The sequence below is a fragment of the Paenarthrobacter sp. NPDC057981 genome, from assembly GCF_042886835.1.
GTDB lineage: Bacteria > Actinomycetota > Actinomycetes > Actinomycetales > Micrococcaceae > Arthrobacter.
Map to the genome: position 1 here is coordinate 309,715 of NZ_JBHVQI010000003.1, position 26,473 is coordinate 336,187.

The 26,473-nt window shown below is 64.3% G+C and carries 23 protein-coding genes and 1 rRNA gene; 9 read left to right on the top strand and 15 right to left on the bottom strand.

Features of this window, described 5'->3' with window-relative positions; all coding sequences use genetic code 11:
• Window positions 1-40 precede the first annotated feature (40 nt).
• Complete coding sequence (locus ACFVSI_RS06190) at window positions 41-1,030, bottom strand: LLM class flavin-dependent oxidoreductase (RefSeq protein WP_387820826.1); 990 nt, start codon at window positions 1,028-1,030, stop codon at window positions 41-43.
• A 257-nt stretch (window positions 1,031-1,287) separates the two neighbouring features.
• Here ACFVSI_RS06190 and ACFVSI_RS06195 point away from each other — a divergent pair, with 257 nt between their 5' ends.
• Complete coding sequence (locus tag ACFVSI_RS06195) at window positions 1,288-2,271, top strand: ABC transporter substrate-binding protein (RefSeq protein WP_144660831.1); 984 nt, start codon at window positions 1,288-1,290, stop codon at window positions 2,269-2,271.
• Window positions 2,272-2,362: 91 nt separating this feature from the next.
• On the opposite strand, the gene ACFVSI_RS06200 is transcribed toward ACFVSI_RS06195, so the two are convergent.
• On the bottom strand, window positions 2,363-3,292 hold the full coding sequence (locus ACFVSI_RS06200; protein WP_387820830.1) for a threonine/serine dehydratase: 930 nt from the start codon (window positions 3,290-3,292) through the stop codon (window positions 2,363-2,365).
• Window positions 3,293-3,390: 98 nt separating this feature from the next.
• On the bottom strand, window positions 3,391-4,278 hold the full coding sequence (locus tag ACFVSI_RS06205) for an aldo/keto reductase (RefSeq protein ID WP_387820833.1): 888 nt from the start codon (window positions 4,276-4,278) through the stop codon (window positions 3,391-3,393).
• A 116-nt stretch (window positions 4,279-4,394) separates the two neighbouring features.
• Here ACFVSI_RS06205 and ACFVSI_RS06210 point away from each other — a divergent pair, with 116 nt between their 5' ends.
• The 3 genes from ACFVSI_RS06210 to ACFVSI_RS06220 all read left to right on the top strand — a co-directional run bounded on the left by ACFVSI_RS06210 (window position 4,395) and on the right by ACFVSI_RS06220 (window position 7,018).
• Entirely contained in the window at window positions 4,395-5,276 is an 882-nt protein-coding gene (locus tag ACFVSI_RS06210; RefSeq protein ID WP_387820836.1) for a helix-turn-helix transcriptional regulator, read from the top strand.
• A 23-nt stretch (window positions 5,277-5,299) separates the two neighbouring features.
• A complete protein-coding gene (locus ACFVSI_RS06215; protein WP_387820839.1) occupies window positions 5,300-5,740 on the top strand; it encodes a GNAT family N-acetyltransferase in 441 nt (146 codons plus the stop codon).
• Window positions 5,741-5,812: 72 nt separating this feature from the next.
• On the top strand, window positions 5,813-7,018 hold the full coding sequence (locus tag ACFVSI_RS06220) for an FG-GAP repeat domain-containing protein (protein ID WP_387820841.1): 1,206 nt from the start codon (window positions 5,813-5,815) through the stop codon (window positions 7,016-7,018).
• 11 nt (window positions 7,019-7,029) lie between these two features.
• Here ACFVSI_RS06220 and ACFVSI_RS06225 read toward each other — a convergent pair whose 3' ends face one another.
• The 8 genes from ACFVSI_RS06225 to ACFVSI_RS06260 are packed head-to-tail and all read right to left on the bottom strand — an operon-like array spanning window position 7,030 to window position 14,498.
• The gene (locus ACFVSI_RS06225) at window positions 7,030-7,209 is read right to left on the bottom strand and encodes a hypothetical protein (RefSeq protein WP_387820844.1); all 180 of its coding nucleotides are present in this window, start codon (window positions 7,207-7,209) and stop codon (window positions 7,030-7,032) included.
• Complete coding sequence (locus ACFVSI_RS06230) at window positions 7,209-8,552, bottom strand: NtaA/DmoA family FMN-dependent monooxygenase (protein ID WP_387820847.1); 1,344 nt, start codon at window positions 8,550-8,552, stop codon at window positions 7,209-7,211. Before ACFVSI_RS06230 ends, ACFVSI_RS06225 begins: the two co-directional genes overlap by 1 nt.
• Window positions 8,553-8,560: 8 nt before the next feature.
• Window positions 8,561-9,613 carry an LLM class flavin-dependent oxidoreductase gene (locus ACFVSI_RS06235; protein WP_387820850.1) on the bottom strand — a complete coding sequence of 351 codons (1,053 nt, stop codon included), beginning with the start codon at window positions 9,611-9,613 and terminating at the stop codon, window positions 8,561-8,563.
• Window positions 9,610-10,431, bottom strand: coding sequence for a DUF1684 domain-containing protein (locus ACFVSI_RS06240; RefSeq protein ID WP_387820853.1), 822 nt, complete (start codon window positions 10,429-10,431; stop codon window positions 9,610-9,612). Before ACFVSI_RS06240 ends, ACFVSI_RS06235 begins: the two co-directional genes overlap by 4 nt.
• Complete coding sequence (locus ACFVSI_RS06245) at window positions 10,415-11,581, bottom strand: LLM class flavin-dependent oxidoreductase (RefSeq protein ID WP_387820856.1); 1,167 nt, start codon at window positions 11,579-11,581, stop codon at window positions 10,415-10,417. Before ACFVSI_RS06245 ends, ACFVSI_RS06240 begins: the two co-directional genes overlap by 17 nt.
• The gene (locus ACFVSI_RS06250) at window positions 11,578-12,585 is read right to left on the bottom strand and encodes an ABC transporter substrate-binding protein (protein WP_387820858.1); all 1,008 of its coding nucleotides are present in this window, start codon (window positions 12,583-12,585) and stop codon (window positions 11,578-11,580) included. Before ACFVSI_RS06250 ends, ACFVSI_RS06245 begins: the two co-directional genes overlap by 4 nt.
• 9 nt (window positions 12,586-12,594) lie before the next feature.
• Window positions 12,595-13,536, bottom strand: a complete 942-nt coding sequence (locus tag ACFVSI_RS06255; protein ID WP_387820860.1) for an amino acid ABC transporter ATP-binding protein — start codon at window positions 13,534-13,536, stop codon at window positions 12,595-12,597.
• A complete protein-coding gene (locus ACFVSI_RS06260; RefSeq protein ID WP_387820863.1) occupies window positions 13,533-14,498 on the bottom strand; it encodes an amino acid ABC transporter permease in 966 nt (321 codons plus the stop codon). Before ACFVSI_RS06260 ends, ACFVSI_RS06255 begins: the two co-directional genes overlap by 4 nt.
• Before the next feature lie 286 nt (window positions 14,499-14,784).
• Between ACFVSI_RS06260 and ACFVSI_RS06265 the strand changes: the two genes are divergently transcribed.
• From ACFVSI_RS06265 to ACFVSI_RS06280, 4 genes are all read left to right on the top strand, one after another.
• Window positions 14,785-16,710, top strand: coding sequence for an FAD/NAD(P)-binding protein (locus tag ACFVSI_RS06265; RefSeq protein WP_387820866.1), 1,926 nt, complete (start codon window positions 14,785-14,787; stop codon window positions 16,708-16,710).
• Between the two features lie 79 nt (window positions 16,711-16,789).
• The gene (locus ACFVSI_RS06270; RefSeq protein ID WP_387820869.1) at window positions 16,790-17,308 is read left to right on the top strand and encodes a GNAT family N-acetyltransferase; all 519 of its coding nucleotides are present in this window, start codon (window positions 16,790-16,792) and stop codon (window positions 17,306-17,308) included.
• A gap of 9 nt (window positions 17,309-17,317) precedes the next feature.
• Window positions 17,318-19,039 carry a helicase HerA-like domain-containing protein gene (locus ACFVSI_RS06275; RefSeq protein ID WP_387820872.1) on the top strand — a complete coding sequence of 574 codons (1,722 nt, stop codon included), beginning with the start codon at window positions 17,318-17,320 and terminating at the stop codon, window positions 19,037-19,039.
• Between the two features lie 71 nt (window positions 19,040-19,110).
• Entirely contained in the window at window positions 19,111-20,103 is a 993-nt protein-coding gene (locus tag ACFVSI_RS06280; protein ID WP_387820903.1) for a hypothetical protein, read from the top strand.
• A gap of 111 nt (window positions 20,104-20,214) precedes the next feature.
• On the opposite strand, the gene ACFVSI_RS06285 is transcribed toward ACFVSI_RS06280, so the two are convergent.
• From ACFVSI_RS06285 to ACFVSI_RS06295, 3 genes are all read right to left on the bottom strand, one after another.
• Entirely contained in the window at window positions 20,215-22,188 is a 1,974-nt protein-coding gene (locus tag ACFVSI_RS06285) for an NHL domain-containing thioredoxin family protein (RefSeq protein WP_387820875.1), read from the bottom strand.
• Window positions 22,188-24,410, bottom strand: a complete 2,223-nt coding sequence (locus ACFVSI_RS06290; RefSeq protein ID WP_387820878.1) for a cytochrome c oxidase assembly protein — start codon at window positions 24,408-24,410, stop codon at window positions 22,188-22,190. Before ACFVSI_RS06290 ends, ACFVSI_RS06285 begins: the two co-directional genes overlap by 1 nt.
• Window positions 24,411-24,533: 123 nt before the next feature.
• The gene (locus ACFVSI_RS06295; protein ID WP_011776355.1) at window positions 24,534-24,821 is read right to left on the bottom strand and encodes an HU family DNA-binding protein; all 288 of its coding nucleotides are present in this window, start codon (window positions 24,819-24,821) and stop codon (window positions 24,534-24,536) included.
• A 442-nt stretch (window positions 24,822-25,263) separates the two neighbouring features.
• Here ACFVSI_RS06295 and ACFVSI_RS06300 point away from each other — a divergent pair, with 442 nt between their 5' ends.
• On the top strand, window positions 25,264-26,268 hold the full coding sequence (locus tag ACFVSI_RS06300) for a patatin-like phospholipase family protein (RefSeq protein ID WP_387820880.1): 1,005 nt from the start codon (window positions 25,264-25,266) through the stop codon (window positions 26,266-26,268).
• 111 nt (window positions 26,269-26,379) lie between these two features.
• On the opposite strand, the gene rrf is transcribed toward ACFVSI_RS06300, so the two are convergent.
• Window positions 26,380-26,473: ribosomal RNA gene (rrf, locus tag ACFVSI_RS06305) — 5S ribosomal RNA — on the bottom strand; the annotation flags it as partial.

Consider the following 26,473-nt stretch of genomic DNA (forward strand, 5'->3'; position numbering starts at 1 on the left):
TGCGAACGAGTAAAGTCTTTCCTTGGATTTATCCGGGTGCTTACGCCGGAACGAGCCCGGCGACGTCGGCCAGCAGCTCAACGGACCGCAACCGCTCCTCCGTGCCGACGCTCTGGTGTGCCACGATCAATTCGTCGGCGTCGGAGAACGCGGCGAATTCATCAAGGTAGTCGCGGACCACGTCCTTGGTGCCAACGGCGGAGAACTTCATCATCTGGGCGATGTGCTGGCCCTGCGGGGAATCGAGCACCATGTCTGCTTCGTCGTCGGTGAACTCGCGGCCGCCGCCGAAGAACAGCGAGACGCGTGCACGCTTCACCGCCAGGTGGATGGCCTGGGCCTCGGCATTGCTGTCTGCCGCCGTCACGTTGACCCCCGCGATCACATGCGGCTCAGCCAGCTGCTCCGAGGGCTTGAACTCACGGCGGTAAATGGCCACGGCGTCCTGGAGCGCGGCAGGGGCAAAGTGTGAAGCGAAGGCGTACGGCAGGCCCAACTGGGCGGCCAACTGCGCACCGAACAGCGAGGAACCAAGAATGTAAAGCGGTACGTTGGTGCCCTTGCCCGGCGTCGCTTCAACGCCCTGGATGCGGGTGGGACCCGTGAGGTAGCCCTGGAGTTCCAGGACGTCCTGCGGGAACCTGTCCGAGGACGTGTGGTCGCGCCGCAGGGCACGCATGGTGTTTTGGTCGCTGCCGGGGGCGCGTCCCAACCCGAGGTCGATCCGGCCCGGGTGCAGGGTTTCCAGTGTGCCGAACTGCTCCGCGATGGTCAGCGGCGAGTGGTTGGGCAGCATGACGCCGCCGGCGCCCAGTCGGATGGTCTTGGTGTGCGCGGCCACGTGGGCGATCAGCACGCTGGTGGCCGACGATGCGATGGCGGACATGTTGTGGTGCTCTGCGTACCAAACCCGGCGGTAGCCCAGTTCTTCAGCCTTTTGGGCCATGGCCACACTGCCCGCGAGGCTTTCCGCCACCGTCTGGCCCTTCCCGATGGTCGCCAGGTCGAGGATGGAAAGAGGAACAGTCACGGGGAAGCCTTTCGGTACGTTTCGCGGTGCCCTCTTCTGCTTGCCGGGCACTTAAGCGACAACGACGTCGGCCCCCGGCTTATTTCTGTGAGTTGCGTCGCGTCCCGGTTTCGCGCCGCTTTTGTGACCCTGTTGGACGCCTTGTTAAGTGCCGTGAACCCTTGTATCCCATCGTTTCGGGCTGCTTTGACCGCCCTCCCGGCCGACCCGGATAGTTGCAGCCAAGACCTCGCATCAGAGCCTTCAAAGGAGAACCAATGGCACGAATTACAGCCGCTTCCGGCGTCACTGCGGCGCTCGCCGCCGCCGCCCTGCTCGGGCTGGCGGCATGCTCGGATCCGGGAGCAACGGCAGCCGCGTCAGCACCGGCGTCGAACGCTTCAACCAGCGCAACCAAGCAGTTCAACCTCACCCCTCAGCAGGACCGCATCAAGGTCTCGGTGGACTCGGCGGCAGCCGCCCTGGTTCCCGCCGCCATCAAAGCCGACGGCAAACTGACCGTGGTGACCACGGGCGGAACTCCCCCGCTGAGCACCTTCGCCACTGACAACAAGACCCTGATCGGCAGCGAAGTGGACATTGCCTACGCCGTCGGCGAGAGCCTGGGGCTGCAGGTGGAAGTACTGCCGGTTGCCTGGGCCGACTGGCCGCTGGGCGTAGAGTCCGGCAAGTACGAAGCCGTCCTCTCCAACGTCACCGTGACTGAGGCACGCAAGGAGAAGTTCGACTTCGCCACCTACCGCAACGACCTCCTGGGCTTCTACGCCAAGGCCGATTCGGACATCTCCACGGTGAAGGAACCCAAGGACGTGGCCGGCAAGCGCATCATCGTCGGTTCGGGCACCAACCAGGAAGCCATCCTGGTGCGCTGGGACGAGGAGAACAAGAAGAACGGCTTGAAGCCGGTCGAGTTCCAGTATTACGACGACGACTCCGCCTCCCAGCTCGCCCTCCAGTCCGGACGCGCGGACCTGACGTTCGGGCCCAACGCCTCCGCAGCCTACAAGGCCGCGAAGGACGGCAAGACCAAGCAGGTGGGCACCCTTGAGGGTGGCTGGCCGCTGAAGGCAGAAATCGCCTTCACCACCCAGAAGGGCAACGGCTTGGCTGTCGCTGCCCAGGCCGCCCTCAACACCCTCATCAAGGACGGCAACTACGGCAAGATCCTGGACCGCTGGGGACTGTCGTCCGAGGCCATCCCCGCATCAGAGCTGAACCCGCCGGGCCTGCCCAAGAAGTAGCGCCCCTACCCAAGGAGCTCACCCACCTGGGGGACAGCAAACGTCCTAATGACTCGTCATTGGAGCGTTTGCTGTCCCCTAGTTGGGTTAATCAGAGCTGTGATGGGTCCGTGTTCGCGCCACACAGTACGACGGCGACCGTCTCGCCATCGCGCGGGGCGTACGCACCCGAGAGCAGCGCCGCATATGCTGCCGCGGCACCGTGTTCCACCAGGATCCGGTGCTTCTCCCATAGGGCACGCCGGGCTTCAACAATGTCGTGGTCCGTCACCAGCACACTCTTCACACCCGTGCGGCGGGCAACGCCAAAACCGATCTCCCCTACCCGGCGGGCACCCAGGGAATCAGCGGCAATGCCGGAAACCGCGACATCCACCGGTTCCCCTTGCGCCAAGGCAGTATGCAGGGTGGGAACCGTTTCCGGTTCAACAGCAACAACGTGTGCCCGGCCTTCCGCGGCCGCAGCAATGCCGCCCATCAACCCACCGCCGCCAACAGCGACCAGGATCGTATCGACGTCAGGCAGTTCATCCAGAAGCTCAAGCCCAACGCCACCGGCCCCAGCCACGATTTCAGGCTGGTCGTAGGCGTGGCAATAGACGGCGCCCTTCTCCTCGGCGAAGGTGACGGCAGCCGCGTAGGCCTCGGCGTACTCTGCACCGCCTTGGACCACGGTGGCCCCTATGGCGTAGAGCTTGTGGACCTTGTTCGCCGGAGCGGATTCCGGAACGAAAACAGTTGCCGGGACGCCGAGCTTGGCCGCAGCATAGGCGTTGGCCAGTCCAGCGTTGCCTCCGGAGGCCACCACAATCCCCACGGCAGGGTCGAGCTCGCCGCTCTCCCTGGCAGTGAGCAGCCGGTTGAAGGCGCCGCGGGCCTTGAAGGATCCCGTGTGCTGCATGTATTCGCATTTGAACCACAGATGGTATGGCTCGCCGTTTCCACTCTCCGCCAAGGGAGTGTGCCGAACCCAGCCGCTCGTCCGGGAGTATGCAGCTTCCACTTCTTCGCGTGTGACCATGGATGCCCCTTTCGTCAGGTTCATCCTATGGTTGGCGGGGATTCCGGGCACGTCCCCTCCTTCAATGAGAGCTCATACCCTGTGTCCTGAAGGAATGGTCAGGCCTCCGGTATCACCATGGCGAAGCGCTCAGGCCGGGCAACATCAGGATCCGGCCCGTTCCGAACACCGCGGTCCAACGCGTCGACGGCGCCCAGTTCGCTGCTGCTCAGCTCGAAATCGAAGACGTTGAAGTTCTCTGCAATCCGGGCCGGGTTGGTGGACTTGGGGATGGCCGAGCGGCCCTGCTGGAGGTGCCAGCGGATCATGACCTGTGCCGGCGTCTTCCTGTGGGCCTGCGCGATGGCAGCGATCGCGGGGTCTTCCATCACGTTCTGCCGCTCTTCGCCCCAGCCGGGGTAGAAGGTGATCCCGCCGATCGGCGACCACGCCTGGGTGAGGATTCCGTTCTCCGCGTCAGCTGCCTGGACCTCCGGCTGTGTGAAGTACGGGTGAAGCTCGATCTGGTTCACTGCCGGCACAACGTCGGTGGAAGCGAGCAATTCCTTGAGATGGTGAGGCATGAAGTTGCTGACCCCGATCGCCCGGACACGACCCTCGGACAACAACTTTTCCAGCGCCTTGTAGGCGGCGATTGTCTGGTCGAAACGGTCCGGAGCCGGTTGGTGCAGGATGAACAGGTCAAGGTACTCCACCCCGAGCTTGCCCACGGCCTTGTCCCAGGCATGCAGCGTTTGGTCGTAGCCATAGTCGCTGACCCAGACCTTCGTCTCGATGAAGACATTCGAGCGGTCCAGGCCTGAAGCACGGATTCCCTCACCGACCTCCGGTTCATTCCCGTAGGCCGCCGCAGTGTCGATATGCCGGTAGCCGGCCGCGAGCGCGGCCTGAACTGCCGCCGTCGTTTCTTCCGGGGCGCTTTGGAAGACGCCCAAGCCGAGTGCCGGCATGGTCACGCCATTGTTGAGAGTCAGTTCACTGTTCATGCTCTCCACGCTATTCACGGCACCACACCCGCGGGAGTGCACACTATTACCTCCCTGCGTTCCCAAGTAACGGCAGTCCCTCCCTCGAGGAACCCGGGCAGCGTAGCGTTGCAGGCATGACCCACAGTGACGACGTGCGAAAGTTCCTGACCTCGCGCCGGGCGCGGATCACGCCCGAGGCCGCCGGCTTGCCTGCCTACGGCGGGAACCGCCGCGTTGCCGGGCTCCGCCGCGAAGAGGTGGCCATGCTTGCCGGGATGAGTATCGATTACTACATCAGGCTGGAGCGGGGGAATCTCTCCGGCGCGTCGGACAGCGTCCTGGAGGCGCTCGGCCGCGCTTTACAGCTTGACGACGCCGAAACAGCCCACCTTTTCGACCTCGCCCGCGCGGCCGGCGCCGCTCCACGGGTGCGCCGCAAGCGAAGCCCCCGCACGGTCCGCCCAAGCGTTCAGCGCGTCGTCGATGCAATCACGACGGCGCCGGCCTGGGTCCGCAACGACCGCGGCGATGTCCTCGCCTCCAATGAACTGGGCGCGGCGCTGTATATGGACCTGATGGCGGAGGAGACCAAGCCGCCGAACAGCGCCCGCTTCACCTTCCTGAATCCGAAGGCCCGGCAGTTCTTCGCTGATTGGGAGCGCAGCGCGGACGACATCGTGGCTGTGTTGCGCTCGACTGCCGGGAAGAACCCTTATGACCGGGACCTGACGGACCTCATTGGAGAACTCTCCACCCGCAGCGAGGAATTCCGCGTCAGATGGGCCCGCCACGACGTGAAATACCACCGGACGGGCCGGAAGCACCTCCACCATCCGGTTGTCGGCGACTTGGACCTGAGCTTCGAGGCGCTGGAGCTCGCCGCCGATCCTGGCCTGCGGATCAACGTGTACACCGCAGATCCGGGAACACCGTCCGAGGACGCTTTGAAGGTGCTCGCCAGTTGGGTCGCTACACAACGGGACGCGGTGCAGACATCCATCGAAGAAAAGGGCTGAGCCGGAGCACCTAGGCTTGATCCATGCCTGACTTCGTCCTGCGCCCCGCCGCAGCTACCGACGCCGCCTGGATCGCCGAACTCCGCGCCGTGGTGATGCGGCCCGATCTGGAGCGCCTTGAACGCTTTGACCCGGTCCGTGTTCGCGAGCGCTTCCTCAACGCCTTCCAGCCCGAGGACACGTACATCATCCATTCAGATGGTGTCGACGCCGGGGTCATTGCTGTCAGGCCTGAACCGGACGCGCGCTGGATAGAACATTTCTTCATTGCGCCGGCCCATCAGGGCAAGGGACTCGGCGGGGCAGTGCTGCGGCACGTCATGGCTGCATCGGTGGATGAGCGGCCGTTCCGGCTTGATGTGTTGCAAGGAAGCGCTGCCCGGCGCTTGTACGAGCGCCACGGCTTCACGCTCGAATCCGAGGACGCGATCGATGTCTTCATGGTGGCCCCGGGCAACAGCTGACCACACCTGCACCGGAATGCGGTAACCTCAGCACACCACGCGGCTTCGACGCGACACTTTCCGGGGGGAAAAATGGGGATCTTTCGAGCACGCACCCTAAAGCACGCCAGCACCATCGGATTGACAGCTGGTCTCTTGGCCTCCGGCCTTCTGGCTGCCGGACCAGCCACGGCAGACTCACAGCCCACTCCGTATATCGACGGAGTTCCGTATGTCGGTTCCGAAATGCGCCGCCAGTACAACTACGACTACTGGGGCTGCAAAAATCCTGACGGCTCCGGCGACGGCATCTCCTTGGAGTGGCTGAGGGACGGCGAAACACTCCCCCTGGAGAGGCAGGGCGAAACCTTGCGGATCCTGCCCGAGGACCTGGGCAGCCGCATCTCCGTGCGTGTCCATCCCTTGACTCCCGGGGAACCCGGCTGCCCCACCGGCACCCAGCTCAGCCCCGAGACGGCTGCCATCAAGGCTTCTTCCCGCGCCATGGGCTGGACGGGGCGGGGCAATTTCGAACCCCTGGCACGGACCAATGACGGCAGGCTCATCTTGTACCCGCGGACCTACACCTACTACAAGGGCTCCTGCGAAGGTCCGTGCCCCGCGTACTGGGGTTCATGGGACGAGCCCCGGCAAGTCGGGGCGGGCTGGAATATGTTCAACATCGTTTTCTCGCCCGGTGATTTCGACGGCGACGGGTTCAATGACCTCCTTGCCCGGAACCCCGCCGGCCAATTGTTCCTCTACCCCGGCGACGGCGAGGGCGGCTGGCTGCCCACCCGGCAGGTGGGCTCGGGATGGAACATCTTCGATTCGATAGTGGGTCCCGGGGACTTCAATGGCGATGGCAGCAATGACGTCCTGGCCCGCACACCCGCCGGCGATCTCTACCTCTACCCCGGCGACGGCGAGGGCGGCTGGCTCGCACCCGCCAAGGTGGGTTGGGGATGGCAGGTCATGAACAAGATCATCACCAGCGGCGACATGAACGGCGACGGCACCGTGGAGATCTTCGGCCGGGACTACAACGGCGGCCTTCAGCTGTACCCCACCGACGGTCAAGGAGGCTGGGGCGTTCCGGCTTTCATGGGCGGCGGCTGGAACACTTTCCAGGATGTGTCCGGCCTGGGCAGCTTCGCCCATCAGAAGTACAACAACCTTGTGGCCATCAACCAGAACGGCGATCTTGTGCTGTACTCGACGGGCGCAGCCACCACAAGCCTGTATGGACCGTACGGGCCCGTCGGCAACGGCTGGAACGTCTTCCGGGAACTGCTGTAAGCCCGGAAAAGCTAGAGTGGCTGCCCCAACACCGTGAGCTGCAACGCGACGGTTCCGTGTTCCTCATCCACCGAGCCGTTGGATGTGAAATTCTGCTGGATCATCGCCAGGAGCATGGGAAACAGCCCGCGTGATTCCGGGGTTTCGTTCCCGTCCGGGAGCGATGATCCAGCAGAATTTTCCAGCTTCATCAGACCTGGACCGACTCTTCGGAGCGAACCGGGGATTCCAAGCCCAGGTTTTCCCGCAGTGTCGTGCCCCGGTACTCCGTGGGATACACACCGCGTTCCTGGAGTTCAGGCACCAAGTGGTTCACGATGTCGTCCAGGCCGGTGGGGATGAGCCACGGCGAGATGTTGAACCCGTCCACAGCACCCACGCGGGCGTACTCGGCAAGGTGGTCCGCCACTGCCGAGTAGGAGCCGGTGAAGGTGGAGTCGATGCGTGCCGTTTTCGACGTGACGAACTGGCGGATGGAGAGCCCTTTGTCCTTGGCCTCCGCTCGCCACTGATCGGCAAGCTGGCGGGCCTTGGCGCCGTGGAATCCGCTGCCGCGCGTCTCCGACGTTTCTTCCACCACCGGGTCGATGTCCGGAAGCGGGCCATCGGGATCGTAGGAGGAAAGTTCGCGGCCCCAGAACTGCTCCAGGTAGGCGATGGCCTGCTGCGGCCCGATCTGCAGGCTGCGCACCCAGGCCTTCTTTTCCTCTGCCTCCTCCGGGGTGGCCGCGAGAATGAATTCGCTGGCAGGCATGATCTGTACGGCGTTGGCACCGCGGCCTGCTGCAACCGAACGGGCAACGATGTCGCGGCGGAACTCCACGGCGTCATCGAACTTGGGGTGTGCGGAGAAGATGACGTCTGCTTGCCGGGCAGCGAAGTCACGGCCCTCGGGTGAGTCGCCGGCTTGGAAGAGCACGGGACGGTACTGGGCGCTGCGGGGCAGTCGCGGAGTCACGTCCACGGTGTAGTGCTGCCCTTCGTGCAGTACCCGGCGGGCGGGGCCGTCGGCAGTTTCCCACGAGTCCCAGATGCGCTTTGCCGTTTCAACAAAGGCTTCCGCATGCTTGTAGCGGTCGGCATGGTCCAGGTAGCCACCACGGCGGAAGTTGGCTCCAGTCCATGCGTTGTCCGTGGTGACGATATTCCAGGCAGCGCGGCCACCGGAGATCAGGTCCAGGGAAGACAAGCGGTGTGCCAGGTCCGCGGGGTCGTTGTAGGTGGTGTTTTGGGTGGCCACGAGGCCGATGTTCCGGGTCACCGACGCCAGAGCGGCCAGCATGGTCTGCGCGTCCGGCCGGCCCACCACGTCGAGTGCGTGGGGACGCCCCAAGTGTTCGCGAAGCCGCAGCCCTTCGCCCAGGAAGAAGGCAGCAAACTTGCCGCGCTCAGCGGTCTGGACGATGTGGCGGAACGATCCGAAGTCTGTCTGTGACCCCGATTCGGCAGCTTTCCAGACGGTGCCCGAGTTGACGCCCTGGAAGAAAATGCCGAACTGGATCTGGCCGCTCGGCTGGAAAATATCGCGTGTCATGGTGGTCCTTACTTTCCTGTTCCGGAGGCTGCGGTTGCGTAGCGGTTCTGCGCCGGTCCAAGGCCCAGCAGATCGCGGAAGGTTCCATCCTGGATGGGTCCGCGCAGCGAACCACTGCGTCGCAGCTCGGGAAGGACAAGACGGGAAAGCTCTTCAAGATCCACGTCCAGGTCAGCGGGGTGGAGGCGGATGCCATCGGCTTCGCCCAGCAAAACGTCCAGGAGCTCGACGAGTCCCGCGGCCGGTCCGGCATACCGTGCCCGTCCGCTCTCGGGCGAAGCGGCGACGCGCGCTTCCGCGGCCTGTCCGCGGGCGTCCAGGACGACGTCGAGCTCGGCAACAACGGCTACAGAACCGGCCAGCCGTGCACGGACATCGCGGATCTCGGCGGTCAGCAGCTCCGGTGTAGGCGCCGATACCAGAACAGCGTCGACGGCCTCTGCCGGCACCAGGCCGTCGCCCACCAGGGACGCGGCAGCCAGTACGGGCAGCTGCCCCTGCAGGGGCCTTGGAATGATGGACGGTCCCTTCACCGAATACGGCGTGCCCGCGAAATCGGCAGGTGTTTCGAAGTCCGCGTAGTGAAGCTTGTCAACGTCAAGGTAGCGGCCCGTGGCAACATCGCGGATCACAGCGTCGTCCTCCCAGGAGTCCCACAAACGCCGGCCCACCTCGATGGAGGCGGCAGCTTCCTGCGCGAGTACCTCACCAGTGACAAAAGAGCGTCCGACGGCGGCGGCGGCCTCCGGGGACTCGGCTGCGGTTACGATCCACCCGGCACGGCCCCCGGAAACGTAGTCCAGGCTGGCAAGCTGGGTGGAGATGTGGAAGGGCTCCGTATAGACAGTGTCCACTTCCGGCACGACGGCGATGGTCCGGGTGATCGGGCCGGCGAACGCGGCGCGCTGCAGGGCATTTGCTCGTCCTGCCTGGGGTGCGTCCTGGAACGTGGCTACGTGGAAGCCGGCGGATTCCGCGGCGAGGACAGCCCCGGCGAGGTCCTGGTATCCGGCTCCATCCAGTTCGATGGCCAGGAATCCTGGGTTGTGGGAGATGCTCACTTCTGGTCCTGACGTTCGTAGGGAATCTTTTCGCCGGCTTCGATGGCCACCGGCAGCCGGTTTTCGGCGGGCGGCAGCGGGCAGGTGGCGAGGTCCGTGTAGGCGCACGGCAGGTTGACCGCGCGGTTGAAGTCCAGCGTCACGGTGCCGTCAGCGGCAGGCGTAACGGACAGCGACCGGTTCGCGGCGTACGTGGTCTTTCCGGAAGTCTGGTCCGTGAACAGCACGGACAAGGACCCCGGCGCATACCCGTTGAACGCGGTCAGCGACAGCTCCTGCCCGGCAAGCTTGAAACGGATTTCCCCCGGGGCTTCATAGACATGCTGGATGCCCTCGACGGCGGCACCCACGGTGGTCTCACGCGGCGCTTCGAACGGGACAAAGGTCCCAGCCACGGCAAACGCCGCATTCGGGGTGTACGCGGGAGTGCCCTGGTACTCCTGGAGCAACGCGTTCTCCGGGTTCCTCGGGCGCACGATGTACTCGCCGCCGCGCTTCGCCACCTCGATCACGGTGTCTCCGGATACCAGGTTGATGCCGCCGCGTTCCTCGATCGGCCCGAGCTGGATGCTCCCGCTCAACTCCACGCCGTCCTGCAGCAGGATTTCGCCCGGCTCAAGGTCAACGCGTACGACGTCGGCCTCCGCACTCCAGGTTCCCGGCGCACCTTCCAGCCGGGTCGGCTCAGCGGTCAACCAGTGAAGGTGGGTGACGGCCAGGAAGCCGTGCGGGTGGGCGCGGTGGCGTTCGTGGGCTGCGTGCCACTCCTGCCATTCCTCGTCGAAGGCTTCGAGCGCGGTTTCAGTGTGCGTAGACATGTGCGGTGTCGCTCCTGTTCAAGGCGTGGTCGGCGGTGACGGCTGCTGCTGCGTCCGGTTCGGTGGCCCCGGCGAATTCCGGTCGGCCGCCGAACGGGTCACCGGACTCCCACAGTGTGGTGGGAGCAGAGGCACGAACGGCCGGGATGACTTCCAGGGCAAACCGCTCCAGGATTTCAAGTTGCTTATCGAAGGGAAGGGTGGTGGGCAGGGAGATCGACTGGAGATCGTGGTTGTACAGCGAGTGGTAGCTGAGGATCTTGTCGATGACCTGCTCCGGGCTTCCCACCAGGGCGGGCCCCTCGGCCACCGCATGCTCAATGTCCCTGAAGGGCGAGTTGTTGCCGGGGACGTTGCGGCCCGCAGTCAGGCCCTCGTAGACGGGACCGTACTGGCGGATGGCTTCCTGCGTGGTGTCCGCGATGAATACCCCGCCCGCCCCGCTGCCCGAGCCAAGGTACTGGTGCCGCGGATCATGGCCGTGGCGTTCGTACTCTTCGCGGTAGTGGTCGATCAGGACCTTGTAGTTTTTCCGGGGCTGGATGGCGTTGGCCGTGAACAGCGGATCGCCCCACTTGGCGGCGAGCGCAGCGGACGTCAGGGTTGTAGCCGAGCCGTGCCAAATCCGCGGCGAACCCGCGAAGGGGCGCGGTGTCGTCGTCGTTGGTTCAGTGAGGGCGGGCCGGAAGCGACCGGACCAGGTAACACTTTCCTTGCGCCATAGTGTCCGGAGCAGCGCGTATTTCTCGGCCAGGAGGTCCCACTGGTCATCCAGTGACAGGCCGAAGAGCGGGTACTGCAATACCTCGTTGCCCTTGCCGATCACCAGTTCGAGGCGGCCACGGCTGAGCTGGTCAATCGTGGCGTAGTCCTCGGCCACGCGTACCGGGTCCAGGACGGAGAGCACCGTAACACCGGTCTGGAGACGGATCCGGGTGGTGACGGCCGCGATCGCGGCGAGGACCGTCGTCGGGGATGACGAGACGAACTCGCCGGCGTGACGCTCTCCGACGGAGAAGCTGTCGAAACCGAGTTCCTCGGCGCGGCGGGCCGTTTCCACCACCTGGTTCAGCCGGTCAGCGGTGGAGACGATCTCCCCCGTGACCGGATTCTTCAGGTGGGGAATGATGTCCAGGACCTGGAATTTCATTTGCCCGTTCCAAAGGTTGCTTCGGTGACGGTCTTGGATTCGGGGACGGCTTCTTCCGAAAGGCCCCAGCGTTCCAGGACCTTGGCGTAGGAGCCGTCCTTGATGGTCGAGTTCAGGGCGTCGGTGATGGCCGGGGCCAGGCCGTTGCCCTTGAGCGTGGTTGCTGCCACCAAGGTCTCGGACGGCCAGCCGGCGTTGACCTTGCCAACCACCTTGAGGTCGTCACGGGTGTTCTCGCGGTAGGTCACGGACGGGTACGGAGCGAGGTTCAGATCGGTACGGCCGGAGGAGAGCGCCAGAATGGTGTCGGCGTCGGAGGAGTAGTACTGCAGCGTGGCCGGCGCCTTGCCCTTCGCCTCTAGCTCCTTGTTCCAGGCGAGCAGGATCTTTTCCTGGTTGGTGCCCGAGCCCACGGAAATCTTGAGGCCGGAGATGTCGTCCGAGCCCTTGATGTCGTAGCTGGAGCTCTTCTTCGCCTCGAAGCCCATGAAGGCCGCGCGGTAGGTGGAGAAGTCGAAGAGTTTCACGCGGGCGGCGTTGATGCCCACGTTGGAGAACACAGCCTCGAAGTCGCCGGACTGCGTCTTCAGCGGCCAGTTCTCCCACGACGTCACCTGCAGGTCCAGGTCAAGGCCGAGCTTGTCCGCAACCAGCTGGGCGATGTCCACCTCGACGCCGATCGGAGTTTTGTCGTCCGTGGCGTGGAAGGACAGCGGGATGGAACCGGCGGTGGTGGCTACGGTCAGCTTGCCGTCCTTGGCGATGGCGGCGGGAACGGCGGCCGCTGCAGTTGCATCTTTTTCGCTGCGGATGCGGTTCTGGTCCACGGAGGTGTTGTAGACGATGCCGTTCTTGGCGGCTTCGGACTCGGGCTTGGCTGCCGACGCCCCGGGATCGGCGCAACCGGCCAGGACAGGAAGCACGACGGCGGGCAGCACCGCGAGTGCCAGAAGCTTGGTTTTGGTGGCACGGACGGCGGAGGTGGAACGGGTGGTGCGAAGCATGAAGAGGTCCTAGATGTTGAAAGCCGGTTCGATGACTCGGGAGAAGAAGCTGCGGGTACGTTCTTCACGGGGGTTGGCAAAGATGTCCTTGGGCGAGCCGGACTCGACGATCACGCCGTCATCCATGAACACCACCGTGTCTGCGACGTCCCGGGCAAAGCCCATCTCGTGCGTCACGATTATGAGTGTGGTTCCTGATGTGGCGAGTTCCCGGATGACGTCGAGGACTTCGTTGACCAGCTCCGGGTCCAGGGCGGACGTGGGCTCGTCGAAGAGCAGGATCTTCGGATCAAGGGCCAGTGCCCGGGCAATCGCGACGCGCTGCTGCTGCCCACCGGAGAGCTGGCGGGGATAGGCATCTGCACGGTCCTTCAGGCCCACACGGTCCAGCAGTTCCAGTCCGCGCTTGCGTGCCTCGGCCTTGGAACGGCCCTGCGCCACGATCGGTGCCTCAGCCACGTTCTCCAGCGCCGTCAGGTGCGGGAACAGGTTGAAGTTCTGGAAGACCATGCCGATGTTCGTGCGCTGCTTGAGGATGTCCTTCTCGCGCAGTTCGTGGAGCTTGTTGCCGCGGACCTCATAGCCCACCAGTTCACCGTCGATGGTGATGTAGCCGCCGTCGACCTTTTCCAGGTGGTTGATGGTCCGCAGCAGGGTGGACTTGCCGGAGCCCGACGGGCCCACGATCACGGCGACGCCACCCGGGGGAACCGAGAGGGACACTCCTTTGAGCACTTCGGTAGCGCCGAAGGATTTGCGGACGTTGGTGATGTCCACTTGGCCCTTGGTGGCCACGGCGTGAGACGCGCCGGACACGGCGGGTCCAGCCGTCGTCGGGCGTTCTTGGTTCTGTTCCGGCGCCGCAGTGCCCGAGCCAGCATTTTCCGCGAGCCTGGCTTCTTCGAGGTGGGCGGCCGCGGCCGCCTCGGAGGAAGAGAAAACGGTGGTCATCGTGATTCCTTCGTGGTCGAGGCGGGAGCATGGCTTGCGAAGAATTTCCGCGCTTTCTGCAGCGGGGTGAGCGGCAGGTTCCGGACAGCGCCCTTGGAGAAGTGGCGTTCGATGTAGTACTGGAAAACGCTCAGCACCGAGGTGATGACCACGTACCAGAGCGTCGCCACCAGGAGCAGCGGCAGCACCTGCTGGGTCCGGTTGTAAATGACCTGGACCGTGTAGAACAGCTCGGAGTAGGCCAGGACGTACACAATCGAGGTGCCCTTGACCAGGCCAATGATCTCGTTGAACGCGTTGGGCAGGATGGCGCGCATGGCTTGCGGCAGGATGATCCTGGTATTGCGCTTCCAGGCCGGGATGCCCAAAGCGGAGGCAGCCTCGAGCTGGCCCTGGTCCACGGAGAGGATGCCGCCTCGGATGATCTCTGCAGAGTAGGCAGCCTGGTTCAACGTCAGGCCCAGGACAGCTGCAGCGAACTGGCTGATCAGCGTGGTTGTCTGCGCCTCGAAGAAACGGACATCAGTGAAGGGGATGCCCAGGCTGATCTTCTCGTACAGGTAGCCGAGGTTGTACCAGAGCAGGAGCTGGACCAGCAGTGGGGTCGACCGGAAGATCCAGGAGAACGTCCAGGACACCGAAACCAGCAACGGGGACGTCGACAGACGCATGAGGGCCAGGATGAAGCCGAGCACGAAACCAAGGACGCCGGAGATGGCGGTGAGCTTGAGCGTCTCAACAAGGCCGGTGACCACCGACTGCGCCGTGAACCATTGGGCCACCACGCCCCACTCCCAGCGGGGATTGGTGACAAGGGACCAGGCGATCGCGGCTACACCGGCGGCGACAACCACCGTCCCCACCCAACGCCAGGGATGCCGGGCGGGCACCAGCTTGTACTCGGAGTAATCCGGGGTGGGCGGTGCAGTGTCCGCCGTGGCAGGCGGTGCGATTGCACTCATGCGCCACCTCATTTCGTTGGTTGTTCTCTATCGGATGGCTGCCAATCTATGGGCGTGCCAAAGCCTCCAGCAAGGCGGGTATTTGCACTTCTTCACTGGACTTCTCGGGGCTTCGCCGGAGTTCTTGGGGCGTCACAATCCTCGTCACGAAACGTCGTATGAGTCGCAGTTTTGCGTTGGTTAACGGCCCGTGACGCGTGGTGAACGGCGGTTACCCGCTCCTCGACCAGCACGTCGGTCAGTCCCTAGATTGGGCATCACCAACCACTGCATTTCAGGAGACCCCATGCCGCTACGAGTTCCCGCCATCGCCTTCATTGGCGGCGGTCCCCGCACGGCCGGCGTCCTGGAACGACTCGCAGCCAACCGGCCGGACCTGTTCAACGGCCCACTGGACATCCACGTCATAGAACCCCACCAGCCCGGTTCCGGGAGGATCTGGCGCTATGACCAGAGCCCGGGACTGCTTCTGAACTCCACCGCCGCAGACGTCACCATGTTCACCGATGACTCCGTAACCTGCGAGGGTCCTTCCGTGCAGGGTCCGGGGCTGTCGACGTGGGCCGCCGGTGTGTTGGACGGCACCATCCGCGACGTCCCTCCCTTGGAACCGCATCTGCTGGCCCAACTGCGCGGACTGACCCCTGCGTCCTTTCCCACACGCCAGCTCCAAAGCAAGTACCTTGAATGGTTCTTTGGCCGGGCCGTCAGCGCCCTTGGCACCGAGGTGACGGTAACGGTCCACCAGGACACCGCCACCTCCGTTTCACCCGCCACTGAAAGCGGGCACGACGACGGTTCCCACCGCGTGCGGCTGGCCTCCGGCTCCGAGGTGCTCGCCGACGTCGTCGTCTACGCCCTGGGCCACACCGACTCCCAGGTTGACCCCGAGTCAGCCCGGCACAGCGAGTTCGCCGCCCGTCATGGCGGGTTCCATGCGCCGCCGTCGTACACCACGGATGTTGACTATTCCGGGATTAAGGCGGGCCAGGACGTGATCGTCTCCGGCATGGGCCTGGCGTTCGTTGACCTTCTCGTGTTGCTGTTCGAGGGCCGTGGCGGCCGCTTCGAGGAAAGGCCCGACGGCGGACTCGACTACGTGCCCTCCGGCGCCGAGCCGCGGCTCTGGGCAGGGTCACGACGCGGGGTGCCCTACCACTCCAAGATTTCCTCCACACTGCGCACGCCTGTGGATCGTCCGCGGTACTTCACTGCAGCAGCCATCGACGCCCTGCTCGCCGAGCATCATGAACTGGATTTCCGGGCGCACTTGTGGCCGCTGATCGCCAAGGACGCGGGCTACGCCTACTACCGTGAGCTCTTCACCGGCTACCCGGAGCGTGTCCTGGGCTCCTGGGCCGACTTTGAAGCCCGCTTCGATGCCCTTGACTGGTACAGCCAGCTCCGGGAGGAACTCGTGGCGGTGTCCGTGCCGGATGCTGCCCTGCGCCTTGACCTGGAAAAGCTTGACCACCCGCTCAGTGGCTGCGCCTTCGCCGACCACGACGCCGTCCAGCGGGCCGTCACCGCCTACATCCAGCGGGACCTCGACCTCCGCACCGGCCCCGACCATTCCGAAACCCTGGCCCTGTTCACTGCGTTGTTGTACGTGTACATGGACCTTGGCCGGCTGGTCCCGCAGGAACGGCTGAACGCCCGCTCCCAGCAGTCCATCCACGGGTGGTGGCACGGTTTCTTCAGTTTCGTGGACTCGGGGCCGCCGTCGCACCGTCTCCGCGAGATGCTGGCCCTCCACAGGGCCGGACTCCTCAAATTCCTTGGGCCCGGCATGTGGGTACGAGCTGATGAGTCCCTGGGCCGCTTCGTGGCGGGCTCGTTCCAGTCGCCGTTGGTTGTCGATGCGGCCGCGTACATTGAAGCCCGGTTGCCTTCAGCTTCCGTGGAACGTTCGGCGAACCCCGCCCTGGCGGACCTGCACGACGCCGGAAGGGGCACCGAACAGCGTCTGCTCACCTCCGAAGGCACCCACTCGACCGGCAAGCTCCTGGTTTCCGGGAATTTCGAGGTCCTGTCGCCTGTTGGAAGCCCACAGCAGGGTTTGTTCGCCGTGGGTCCCTGGACCTCAGGCTGGGGCGCGGGGGCGTTCGCCCGTCCGAACACCAACGCAGCCCCCTTCCGGGAGAACGACGCCCTGGCCCGCAGAATCCTGGAAACACTGACCACCGCCGTCCCAGCCCTCCAGCCCAACTAGGGGACAGATACTGTCGCTCTGGCCGCTCAGTAGAGCGTTACCTGTCCCCTACTTGGGTTCCACTTACGAAAGGCACGCTATGACCTCAACCCCAACCCGGCCGCCGTCGGGCCTCACCGTCCTTAGCCTGCCCATGCGCGATCCCCGGGTTCGTCCCCTCCTCGACGAGCTCGCCGTTGAATACAACACCCGGTACGGGGACCTGTTCAGCAGCGAAGGCGCCTCCGAAGAACTGAACCGCTACCCGGCCGAAGAATTCGCGGCTCCCCATGGCGCGTTGATCATCATCCAGGAAAACGGTGAATCCGTAGCCGGCGGCGCCTTCCGTCGCTACGACGAGCACACAGCTGAGCTCAAGCGGATCTGGACGCACTCGGCCCACCGCAGGCGCGGACTGGCACGATTGGTCCTGAAGGAACTAGAAAACGAGGCCCGCCGTCGCGGCTACCGGAAGCTGTACCTGACCACCGGACCGCGCCAGCCCGAGGCCAAGAACCTCTACCTCGCCACAGGGTACAAAGCCCTGTTCGACCTCGCCGCCGACCCCGAAGAAATCAAGCATTTGGCGTTCAGCAAGGATCTTGCCAAGCCCAGCTAAGCTATGCGCATGGCCAAGAAAACAACTGCCGAAAAACTCGCCACCATCCAACAGGGTTACACCTTGGAGGGGGCCACCATCGAGCTCGGTGCCGCAATTGTGGACGGCGAAGTCCACAAGGAAGCCCAGGTCCGCCTGCCGCTGGCCATGATGAACAGGCACGGACTGGTGGCCGGCGCCACGGGCACCGGCAAGACGGTCACGCTGCACATGATCGCCGAGCAACTTTCGACGGCGGGTGTCCCGGTTTTCCTCGCGGACATCAAGGGTGATCTTTCCGGTTTGGCGACGCCGGCCACCGGCAGTGACAAGCTGACGGCACGTACCTCTGCGCTCGGACAGGACTGGCAGGCCAAGAACTTCCCAGTGGAATTCCTGTCCCTGGGCGGAGACGGCAACGGGATCCCGGTCCGCGCCACCATCACCTCGTTCGGGCCCATCCTGCTCTCCCGCATCATGGACCTCAACGACACCCAGGAGTCCAGCCTCCAGCTGATCTTCCACTTCGCCGACCAGAAGAACCTTGAACTGATCGACCTCAAGGACCTCCGCGCGGTGATCCAGTTCCTCACCTCGGACGAGGGCAAAGCCGAACTCGCTGAACTCGGCGGACTATCGAAGGCTACCGCCGGGGTGATCCTGCGTGAGTTGATCGGCCTGGAAGCCCAGGGCATGGAGAAGTTCTTCGGCGAACCCGAATTCGATACCGCCGAGTTGCTCCGCACAGCCCCGGACGGTCGCGGTGTAGTCAGCTGCCTGGAACTGCCCACCCTGCAAACCAAGCCCCTCCTGTTCTCCACTTTCCTCATGTGGCTCCTGGCCGATCTGTTCGAGGACCTCCCCGAAGCAGGAGATCTCGACAAACCCAAGCTGGTGTTCTTCCTGGACGAAGCCCACTTGCTGTTCAACGACGCATCCAAGGCCTTCCTTGAAGCCATCACCACCACCGTCCGGCTGATCCGTTCCAAGGGCGTGGGCATCTTCTTCGTCACCCAGACCCCCAAGGATGTTCCGGCCGACGTCCTGGGGCAGTTGGCCAACCGCGTGCAGCACGCCCTCCGCGCCTTCACGCCCGAAGACGCCAAAGCCCTGAAAGCCACCGTGTCCACCTTCCCGGTGAGCGACTACGATCTCGAAGAGACCCTCACCTCGGCCGGCATCGGCGAGGCCGTCATCACCGTCATGAACGAGAAGGGGGCACCGACGCCTGTGGCCTTGACGCGCCTCCGTGCACCTGAATCCGTTATGGGTCCCAGTGCGGACGACCTCATCAAGAGCACCATCGCTGCCTCTTCCCTCCTGGCCAAGTACGGGACAGCAGTGGACAACCTTTCGGCGTACGAGAAACTCAACGGCAAGACAGCACCGCCCACCGGGGATGCCGCGCCGGGCCAGCCGCCGGTCCCGTCCTCCGACTCACCGGCTTCGACTGGCGGCACTTCCCAGGCCGACATCGATGCCGAGGCTCGCCGGATCGAGGAAGAAATCCTAGGCCGGCCGAGTTCTCGTCCCGCGTCCACGCCCGATTCCTTCCCGACGCCACCCGCTCCCGTACCGGTCCCGCGGCAGGCCCCGCAGGCCCCCCAGGACAACGTGTTCGGTGACATTGCAGGGGCGCTGGGCGGAGCACTGGGCGGCGGTCTGAAGAGCATGGTCCGGTCCATGGGAACCCAGCTCGGCCGTGACCTCATGCGCGGAGTTTTCGGCACATCTTCGCGCCGCCGACGCTAGTTCCGGCCGTCACAACCCGTACCTCCTGCACAGCGGGGGCTGCTGCGGCAGGTAACGTAAAGGGCGTGCAGTTGAGTCAAGCGTTCGTGAAGACCGCAGCCGGATGGCTGCTCGGTCTGATGCTTGCTGTCGCGGGAGCGATCGTCTCCATCAACCTTGTAAGCTCCTCCGTGGCCAGTCCGCAGCAGCCGGTCAAGGAGTATTTGCAAGCGCTCCAGGACGGAAAAGGCGAGGAAGCGCTTGGGCTGCTGCGCGCCAAGGTGCCCAGTGCCAACGCTGCCATGCTGGACGGAACCGCCCTTCAGACCGCCGCCTCCAAGCTGTCCGATGTCAAAGTGGGAAATCCTGAAGCCCGCGGCACCAACCGGGTGTCGGTCCCGGTGGACTACACCCTGGACGGCAGCCGCCTCCACACTGAGTTCCTGATGGAACGCACGGGGACCCAGTGGCTCTTTTTTGCCAAGTGGGCGTTCGTTCCCACCACCCTGCCCACCATTGACGTCACCGTGGTGAACTCCAGCGAAGCCACCCTCAATGGTGTGCCCGTCAACATGCCCAACGGCCGCAACACGTTCGCGGTGTTCTTCCCCGGCAAGTACGAAGCCAGCTTGAACGGAACCTATTTCGAGGCTCCCGCAACGTCGGCACTGGTTGCAACACGCGACGGCGGGCAGGCGCCCCTGAACCTGCAGACGCGTTCAACCAAGGCCATGAACGACGCCGTGGCAGGCAAGGTCCGAGAGTTCCTCGACACCTGCGCGGCCCAGGCTACCGAACAACAACGCCTGCAGCCCGACTGCCCCTTCTACCACGTCAGCAACGCCCGGGTGGTGGACGGAACAATCAAGTGGGCCATCACGGAGTACCCCAAGATCACCATCGAGCCGTTCAGCGGCAAATGGGTGGTTGCTCCCTTGAACGGCAAGGCCACTTTGACGGCCAGGGAGGTGAACCTCTTCACAGGGCTCGTCAACGACCTCAACGTGGAGCATGACTTCAGCTTCACGACGCAGTTGGACATCAATGGGGACGCTGTGACGGTGACACCCTTGCTGACGTTCTAGCCCGCTCGCTGCCAACGACCTTTCACGCACCGCAGACACACAATGGCCCGGCTCCTGCCCCCGCTCAGGGGAGGAACCGGGCCATTCATCTTTGGCTTGGGGTTTGCCGCTTTAGTCCATGCCGCGGAGGTCGAGGACCAGCTCGGACTCACCATCGGCCTGCAGGATTACAGGGATGCCCCAATCCTGCTGGTACAGATGGCATGCCGCGTGGTCAGGGATCTCGCCGTCTTCGGTTTCGGGTCCGTCACAAGCGGCCGCGCGGGCTGTGATGTGCAGGATGCCCTCGGGAACATCCGCCGAGAGTTCGAGCGTCCGCAGGAGACCCACCGATGTTCCGCCACCGGAAAGCAACAGCTCAGGCGGGGTGGAGGAAATCTTCATTTGGGTGGGATCGCCCCAGCGGTCATCGAGCTTCTGCCCGGTGGGAGCCTTGAAGCGCACGGCAAGCTCGAGTGTTCCGGGTGTCACCGGGCTCTTGGGACGCTGCGTTTGCGATGCGCCCTCGTCCACCTGGAGGGCTTCCTTGGGGATCGGCACCAGGACCAGCTGGTGCTTGTTCGACTCAACCACCACCAGCAGCGGATCGCTGCCTTCGACCTGGACCACGACGACGTCACTCGGCTCAGCAAGGCCCCGCGCCAGTGTGGAGACGGACTTGGTAGCGGGGTCGTAGCGGCGAACAGCACCGTTGTAGGTGTCGGCGATGGCCACGGAGTTGTCCGGCAGCACCGTCACACCGAGGGGGTGCTGAAGGCGGGCTTCGGAAGCTTCGCCATCACGGAAGCCGAAATCGAACAGACCCTTGCCCACAGCGGTTTCCACCGTGACTCCGGAATCGCTGATGACCAGGCGCCGCAGGGATGAGGTCTCCGAGTCAGCTACCCAGATGTTGTCTTCCCCATCTATCGCCAAGCCCGAGGACTGGGCGAACCAGGCTTCCTCAGCTTTACCGTCCAGCAAGCCTTCGAGACCTGAGCCGGCCAGGATGGAGACCTCGTTGGCCAGCGGGTCGTAAGCGAATATTTGGTGGGTGCCGGCCATCGCGATGACAACCTTCTGCAGCTTTTCGCTCCAGACCACATCCCACGGGGAGGACAGCGAAACCTCCGTGCCATGACCCAGCGCACCGACATCCACGGCGTCGCCCGCGAAGTCAGCCGGACCGTCGTCGTGGTGTTCAGACCAGGTACCGGCGCCTGAGTCGGTGACGCGGGCAGGACCTGTGTCCAGGAGCCGTTGCACGCCGTTGCCGGCGATCGTCTGGACGTAACCGGAACTGAGCGTTACACCGCGGAGACGGTGGTTGACGGTGTCTGCCACCACGGCGTCGTAGCCGAGCTTCCAGGCAAGTTCCGACGGCAGCAGGGTGACACCCTGGGGTTCGTTGAACTGTGCGATTTCGGATTGCCCGTCCAGGTAACCCTTGGTGCCGGAACCGATAACGCGCTCGACGGTTTGCAGGTCCGGGCGCAACTCCACCAGACGGTGGTGACCGGAATCCACCACCAGGTAGTTGCCGTTGGCGAGCTGGGTTGCCTTCCCGGGGAACCGCAGCGTGCCCGACGTCGGCTCCGGGGCCACGTAGGGACCGTTGCCGCGGTGGAGGGTCCCCTTCGCTTCGTGTTCGGCGACGAGTTCTTCCAGAAGGACGGCGAGGCCGTCTGCGTGGCCCTCACCGGAAAGATGGGCCACGATGTACCCCTCGGGGTCCACCACCACCAAGGTGGGCCAGGCGCGTGCCGTGTACGCCTTCCAGGTGGCGAGTTCCGGGTCATCGAGGACCGGGTGGTGGATCTCGTAGCGTTCAACAGCCGATGCCAATGCGACGGGGTCTGCCTCATGCTCGAACTTGGGCGAGTGCACTCCGACCGTCACCAGGACGTCCGAGTACTTTTCTTCGAGGGGGCGCAACTCATCGAGCACGTGCAGGCAGTTGATGCAGCAGAAGGTCCAGAAATCGAGCAGCACGATCTTGCCGCGCAGGGACTCGAGGTCCAGGGACTTGCCACCCGTATTGAGCCAGCCGCGGCCCTCGAGTTCGGAGGCCCGGACCCGGTGTTGGGTACGTACGGATTCGCTCATCAGCGTCCTTCCAGCTTGGTTTTCGGGTCGCTCTGCCCGGCATTGTCGTTTGTGGGGCGTTCGGCCGGGGCTGGCGTTGCAGTCCGGGCCGTACGGCCCGCCAGCTTGGCATCACGCTCAGCCAGCCGGGCAAACATATCGTTGTAAGCACTGAGATCGGCGTCGTTATTCCTGTCGGCCGCGCGGTCCACCCGTCGCTTCTCCCGCTCGTCCGATCGGGACCACATGACCGCCACTCCGATCGCCACGAGCAACGTGGGGATCTCACCAATGCCCCAGGCGACTGCGCCGCCCAGTTGCTGGTCCCCCAGAGCCGTAGGACCCCAGGCACGGCCCAGGTTGCCGAAGTAGTCGGCCGCGAGCAGGCCTGTGCCGCCCATAATGGACACTCCGAAGAAGGCATGGAATCCCATGGTCGCCAGAAGGAGCAGCAGGCGCATCGGATACGGCGCGCGACGAGGCAGGGGATCGCTGCCGATCATGCTGAGGACAAAGATGTAGCCCGTCAGCAGGAAGTGCAGGTTCATGAGCTCGTGGCCAACGTGCTCGCGCATGGCCAGACCGAAGAGGTCCGAGTAGTAGAACAAGACAATGGAGCCCGCAAAGTTGGCAGCCGCGAACAGGGGGTGCGTGACCACCTGCGAGAACCTGGAGTGCACGAAGAGCAGCAGCCACTCCCGCAGGCCACGCGAGCCGTGGGCACCCTCGCCGCGGGACGGCAGCGCACGCAAAGCCAACGTCACGGGAGTGCCAAGAACCAGGAAGATGGGCGCCACCATGGTGAGTGCCATGTGGTCCACCATGTGCGCAGAGAACAGCACCCGGCCGTAGACTGCCGGCGGGCCCGACGTAATGTAGGTCAGGACCACCAGGCCGATCATCCAGTTCACTGTCCGGAAGGCAGACCATCGGTCTCCGCGCCGACGGATCTTGACGATGCCCATGACGTAGGAAACCGCCCCGAACAACGCAACGCCCACCCACAGCCAGTCAAAGCGCCATTCGGTGAGCCAGCGCGCAGGGGTGAGTTCCGGTGGCAATTCGTACCCGGAGAGGATGAACGACGGCGAAGCATCGGGTGCGTAGGTGGTTGGCTGCGGCGGAGCCGAGCGTCCGAGCGCAACGGCGAGTCCCGACGTCGCGCCCATCACCAGCAGCTCAACCAAAACCAGCTGCCACAGCACCCGGCGGGCGGACATGGAACCGTTCTTCCCGAGCTGCGGGATGACCCACTGCCGGTGCATGAAGCCGATGCCGCCCAGCACCAGCGTGGCCAGTGCTTTGGCCACGATCAGTTGCCCGTAGGATGAGCCGAAGAGGTCTGCGGGGTTGGTGACCCGGATGGCAGCATTGATGACACCGGAGGCGAACACGAGGACGAACGCGAAGCCTGCCAAGGAGGAGAAACGCCGGAGGGTCTGCTCCGTAATGTCCGCAGTCCCCGCCTTCCGTGAACCGGTAAGGAGTCCCGACAAGACCACCAGCATGATGATGCCGCCCACCCACGTTGAGACGCCTACCAGGTGCATGCCCAGGGAGTTGATGGCGCCTTCGTGGTCGCTTGAACTGGACGAGTGGCCAATGAGTGCCGTGGGGATCAACCCGATCAGCGCGAGCACCAGCGTAAATGCCAGGCCGGTCAAGGACCGGACCCCGAACAGCGCGGTAGTGACCACAGCGGCAATAATCGTCACGGCAAGCCAGGCTTTGCCCGTTTCGATGTCCGTCATGAAGTAGACCAGCGAACGGGTGAACTCGGCATCACCCGACAGCGACTGCCCAGCGACGTCCGCATAGGTCAGGACGAGAACTGCCACCGCTGACAACGTCCACGCGGCACCGGCTGCAGCGGCCACCGCAAGTGCCCGGGCAAACGCCGGGTGCTCAGGAGCGTCAGCGTCCTTCTCGCGCGAACGGGATCCGCCGAGGTTCTTGGGCAGGATGCCCACAGCAAAGATCAAGCCGCCGATCACAGTAGCAACCGAGACGTTGTGGATGGCCTTGGCAAAAGGCAGGCCCCATCTGACCAAGGCACCGGGGTCGGAAACCTGGCGGGCCGCCGAGGCGCCAGAGAAGATCAACGCGCCGGCAAGAGTAAGGAACAGAACGGCCAATCCCGCCACTTGCCAGGGAAGAGAAATCCCCGCGGCTGTAGAGCCTCCCCGCGCTCCCGGCTGGGGAGGAGACGAAGGGGCAGTTGCGGAACTTCTTGCTGATGGCACCTATCCATTGTCCGCTACCTGTCGCCGGGCTGCGAATCGAAAGGCGCGCTATGTGCATTAACACAGAGAAGAAAGGGCGGCAACCATCAGGTTGCCGCCCTTTCAAGGCTTGTGCCGAAGAAGTTACTTCTTCTTGGCGACAGCTGCCTTCAGCTTGGAGCCAGCGGTCAGCTTGACGCTGTGGCCGGCTGCGATCTGGATGGTTTCGCCGGTCTGCGGGTTGCGGCCGGTGCGGGCTGCACGGTCGGTGCGCTCAACGGCGAGCCAGCCCGGGATGGTGATCTTCTCGCCAGCAGCGACAGAAGTCTCGAAAACTTCGAACAGTGCATCGAGCACGGAGTTGACTGCTGCCTGGCTGGTGCCAGCCTTGCCTGCTACCTCTGCAACGAGTTCACTACGGTTCTTAGCCATTTACGTCCTCCTGGACTCATACGTTTTTGAGCTTTCAAGCGGAATGCGAGCAAGCCACTGTTCGAAAACTTACCAGCTTGGGCTGGCTTGGCCAGCAAATTCCGCGTGTTTCCGCGCTTTTTTGACCAAAATCACCGGATTTCAGCGGTTTTTAGGCTCCCTTTAAGCCCTTGGCGTACGCTACGCCGATCGGACATGGACAGAAGCCCGGTCCCTTGCAGCGCGCCGGCGGTCCTGCTCCTGAATTTCCGTTGCACACCCACCCTCCCGGGTGATAACTTTTCCGGTGATCGTGATCTTCGAACAATCATGAATTTCGGACTGGAGGTGAGACCCATGCACGCAGTATCCATAGTGGGCGCTCCCCGCAGTCCACGATCCCGCGGCTGAGCAAGCCGCCCCCCGGGAGCGCCTGATACGCATTTCGCGAAAGGCAACTCCCATGAACACATCAACTTCTCCTCAGACTGCCCTTCCTGTTCGGGAATCACCGGCAGCAGCGCAGCTACAGCCAACCGTTGACGCTTCTGCGCGCATTCCGCGGGGTCAGCGGGCTTTGATCCTTGGCGGAGGTGGGTCCACAGGCAACGCGTGGCTCATCGGCGTCGTCGCAGGACTTTACGACGGCGGCGTGAACGTCACCCGCGCGGACCTGACCGTGGGCACGTCGGCTGGGTCCACTGCAGCAGCCCAGCTCGCTGGGGCCTCGCCCGCGGAATTGTTCAAGGCCACGCTTAGTCCTGTCCTGCCGCCCTCCCGTACATCGACGGGAGCGGGTATCGCAGGTTCGGGGGCTTCGGGTGCAGGTCAGCGGCCAGCAAAACCCGTGGCTGACCATATGGAGCGGACAGGCAAGATCCTGGACGCCTCAGTGGACATGGCCGACATGCGCCGCCGTATGGGGGCCGCGGCTCTCGACTTGGCAGCAGCCACGGATGGGGCCAGCAAAAGGTGGAGGGCCACAGTAGCCGGCCGGCTGCCCCAACAGCACTGGCCGGAGCAGGCTGTGCTTCTCACAGCGGTAAACGCTGAAACCGGGGAGCCTGTGGTCTTCGACCGCCACAGTGGCGTGGACTTGGTGGACGCCGTCGCCGCCAGCTGTGCCAGCGGCTTCGCCTACAGCATCGGCACCAGCCATTACATCGACGGCGGATACCGCGCCAATGCGGAGAACGCCGACCTTGCAATGGGCTATCCCAAGGTCTTGGTGCTCTCGCCGTTCGGCGGCCGGACAAGGACGCCGCGTGAGTGGGGCATGCATCTGGACTCCCAGATCTCGGCGCTGCAGAGCAACGGAAGCCGGGTTCGCGTCATCGTCCCGGACGTGGACTCTGAGTACATGTTCGGTGTCAACGCAATGGACCTCTCGCTCCGCCCGGGTGCCGCACGGGCCGGATACGAACAAGGGCTGTCCTTGGCCGGCGGGCTGGGTGGCTTCTGGGGTTAGTGGGGTATTAACGGGTGAAGGCCTCCCCTGGGGGAGGCCTTCAGTGTTGGTGTGTTGTTTAAGTGTGGGAGACCCCCCAACCGTGGGTTGGGGGGTCTCGACCTAATGGTTGTCCGGCGGTGTCCTACTCTCCCACACCCTCCCGGGTGCAGTACCATCGGCGCTGTGGGTCTTAGCTTCCGGGTTCGGAATGGGACCGGGCGTT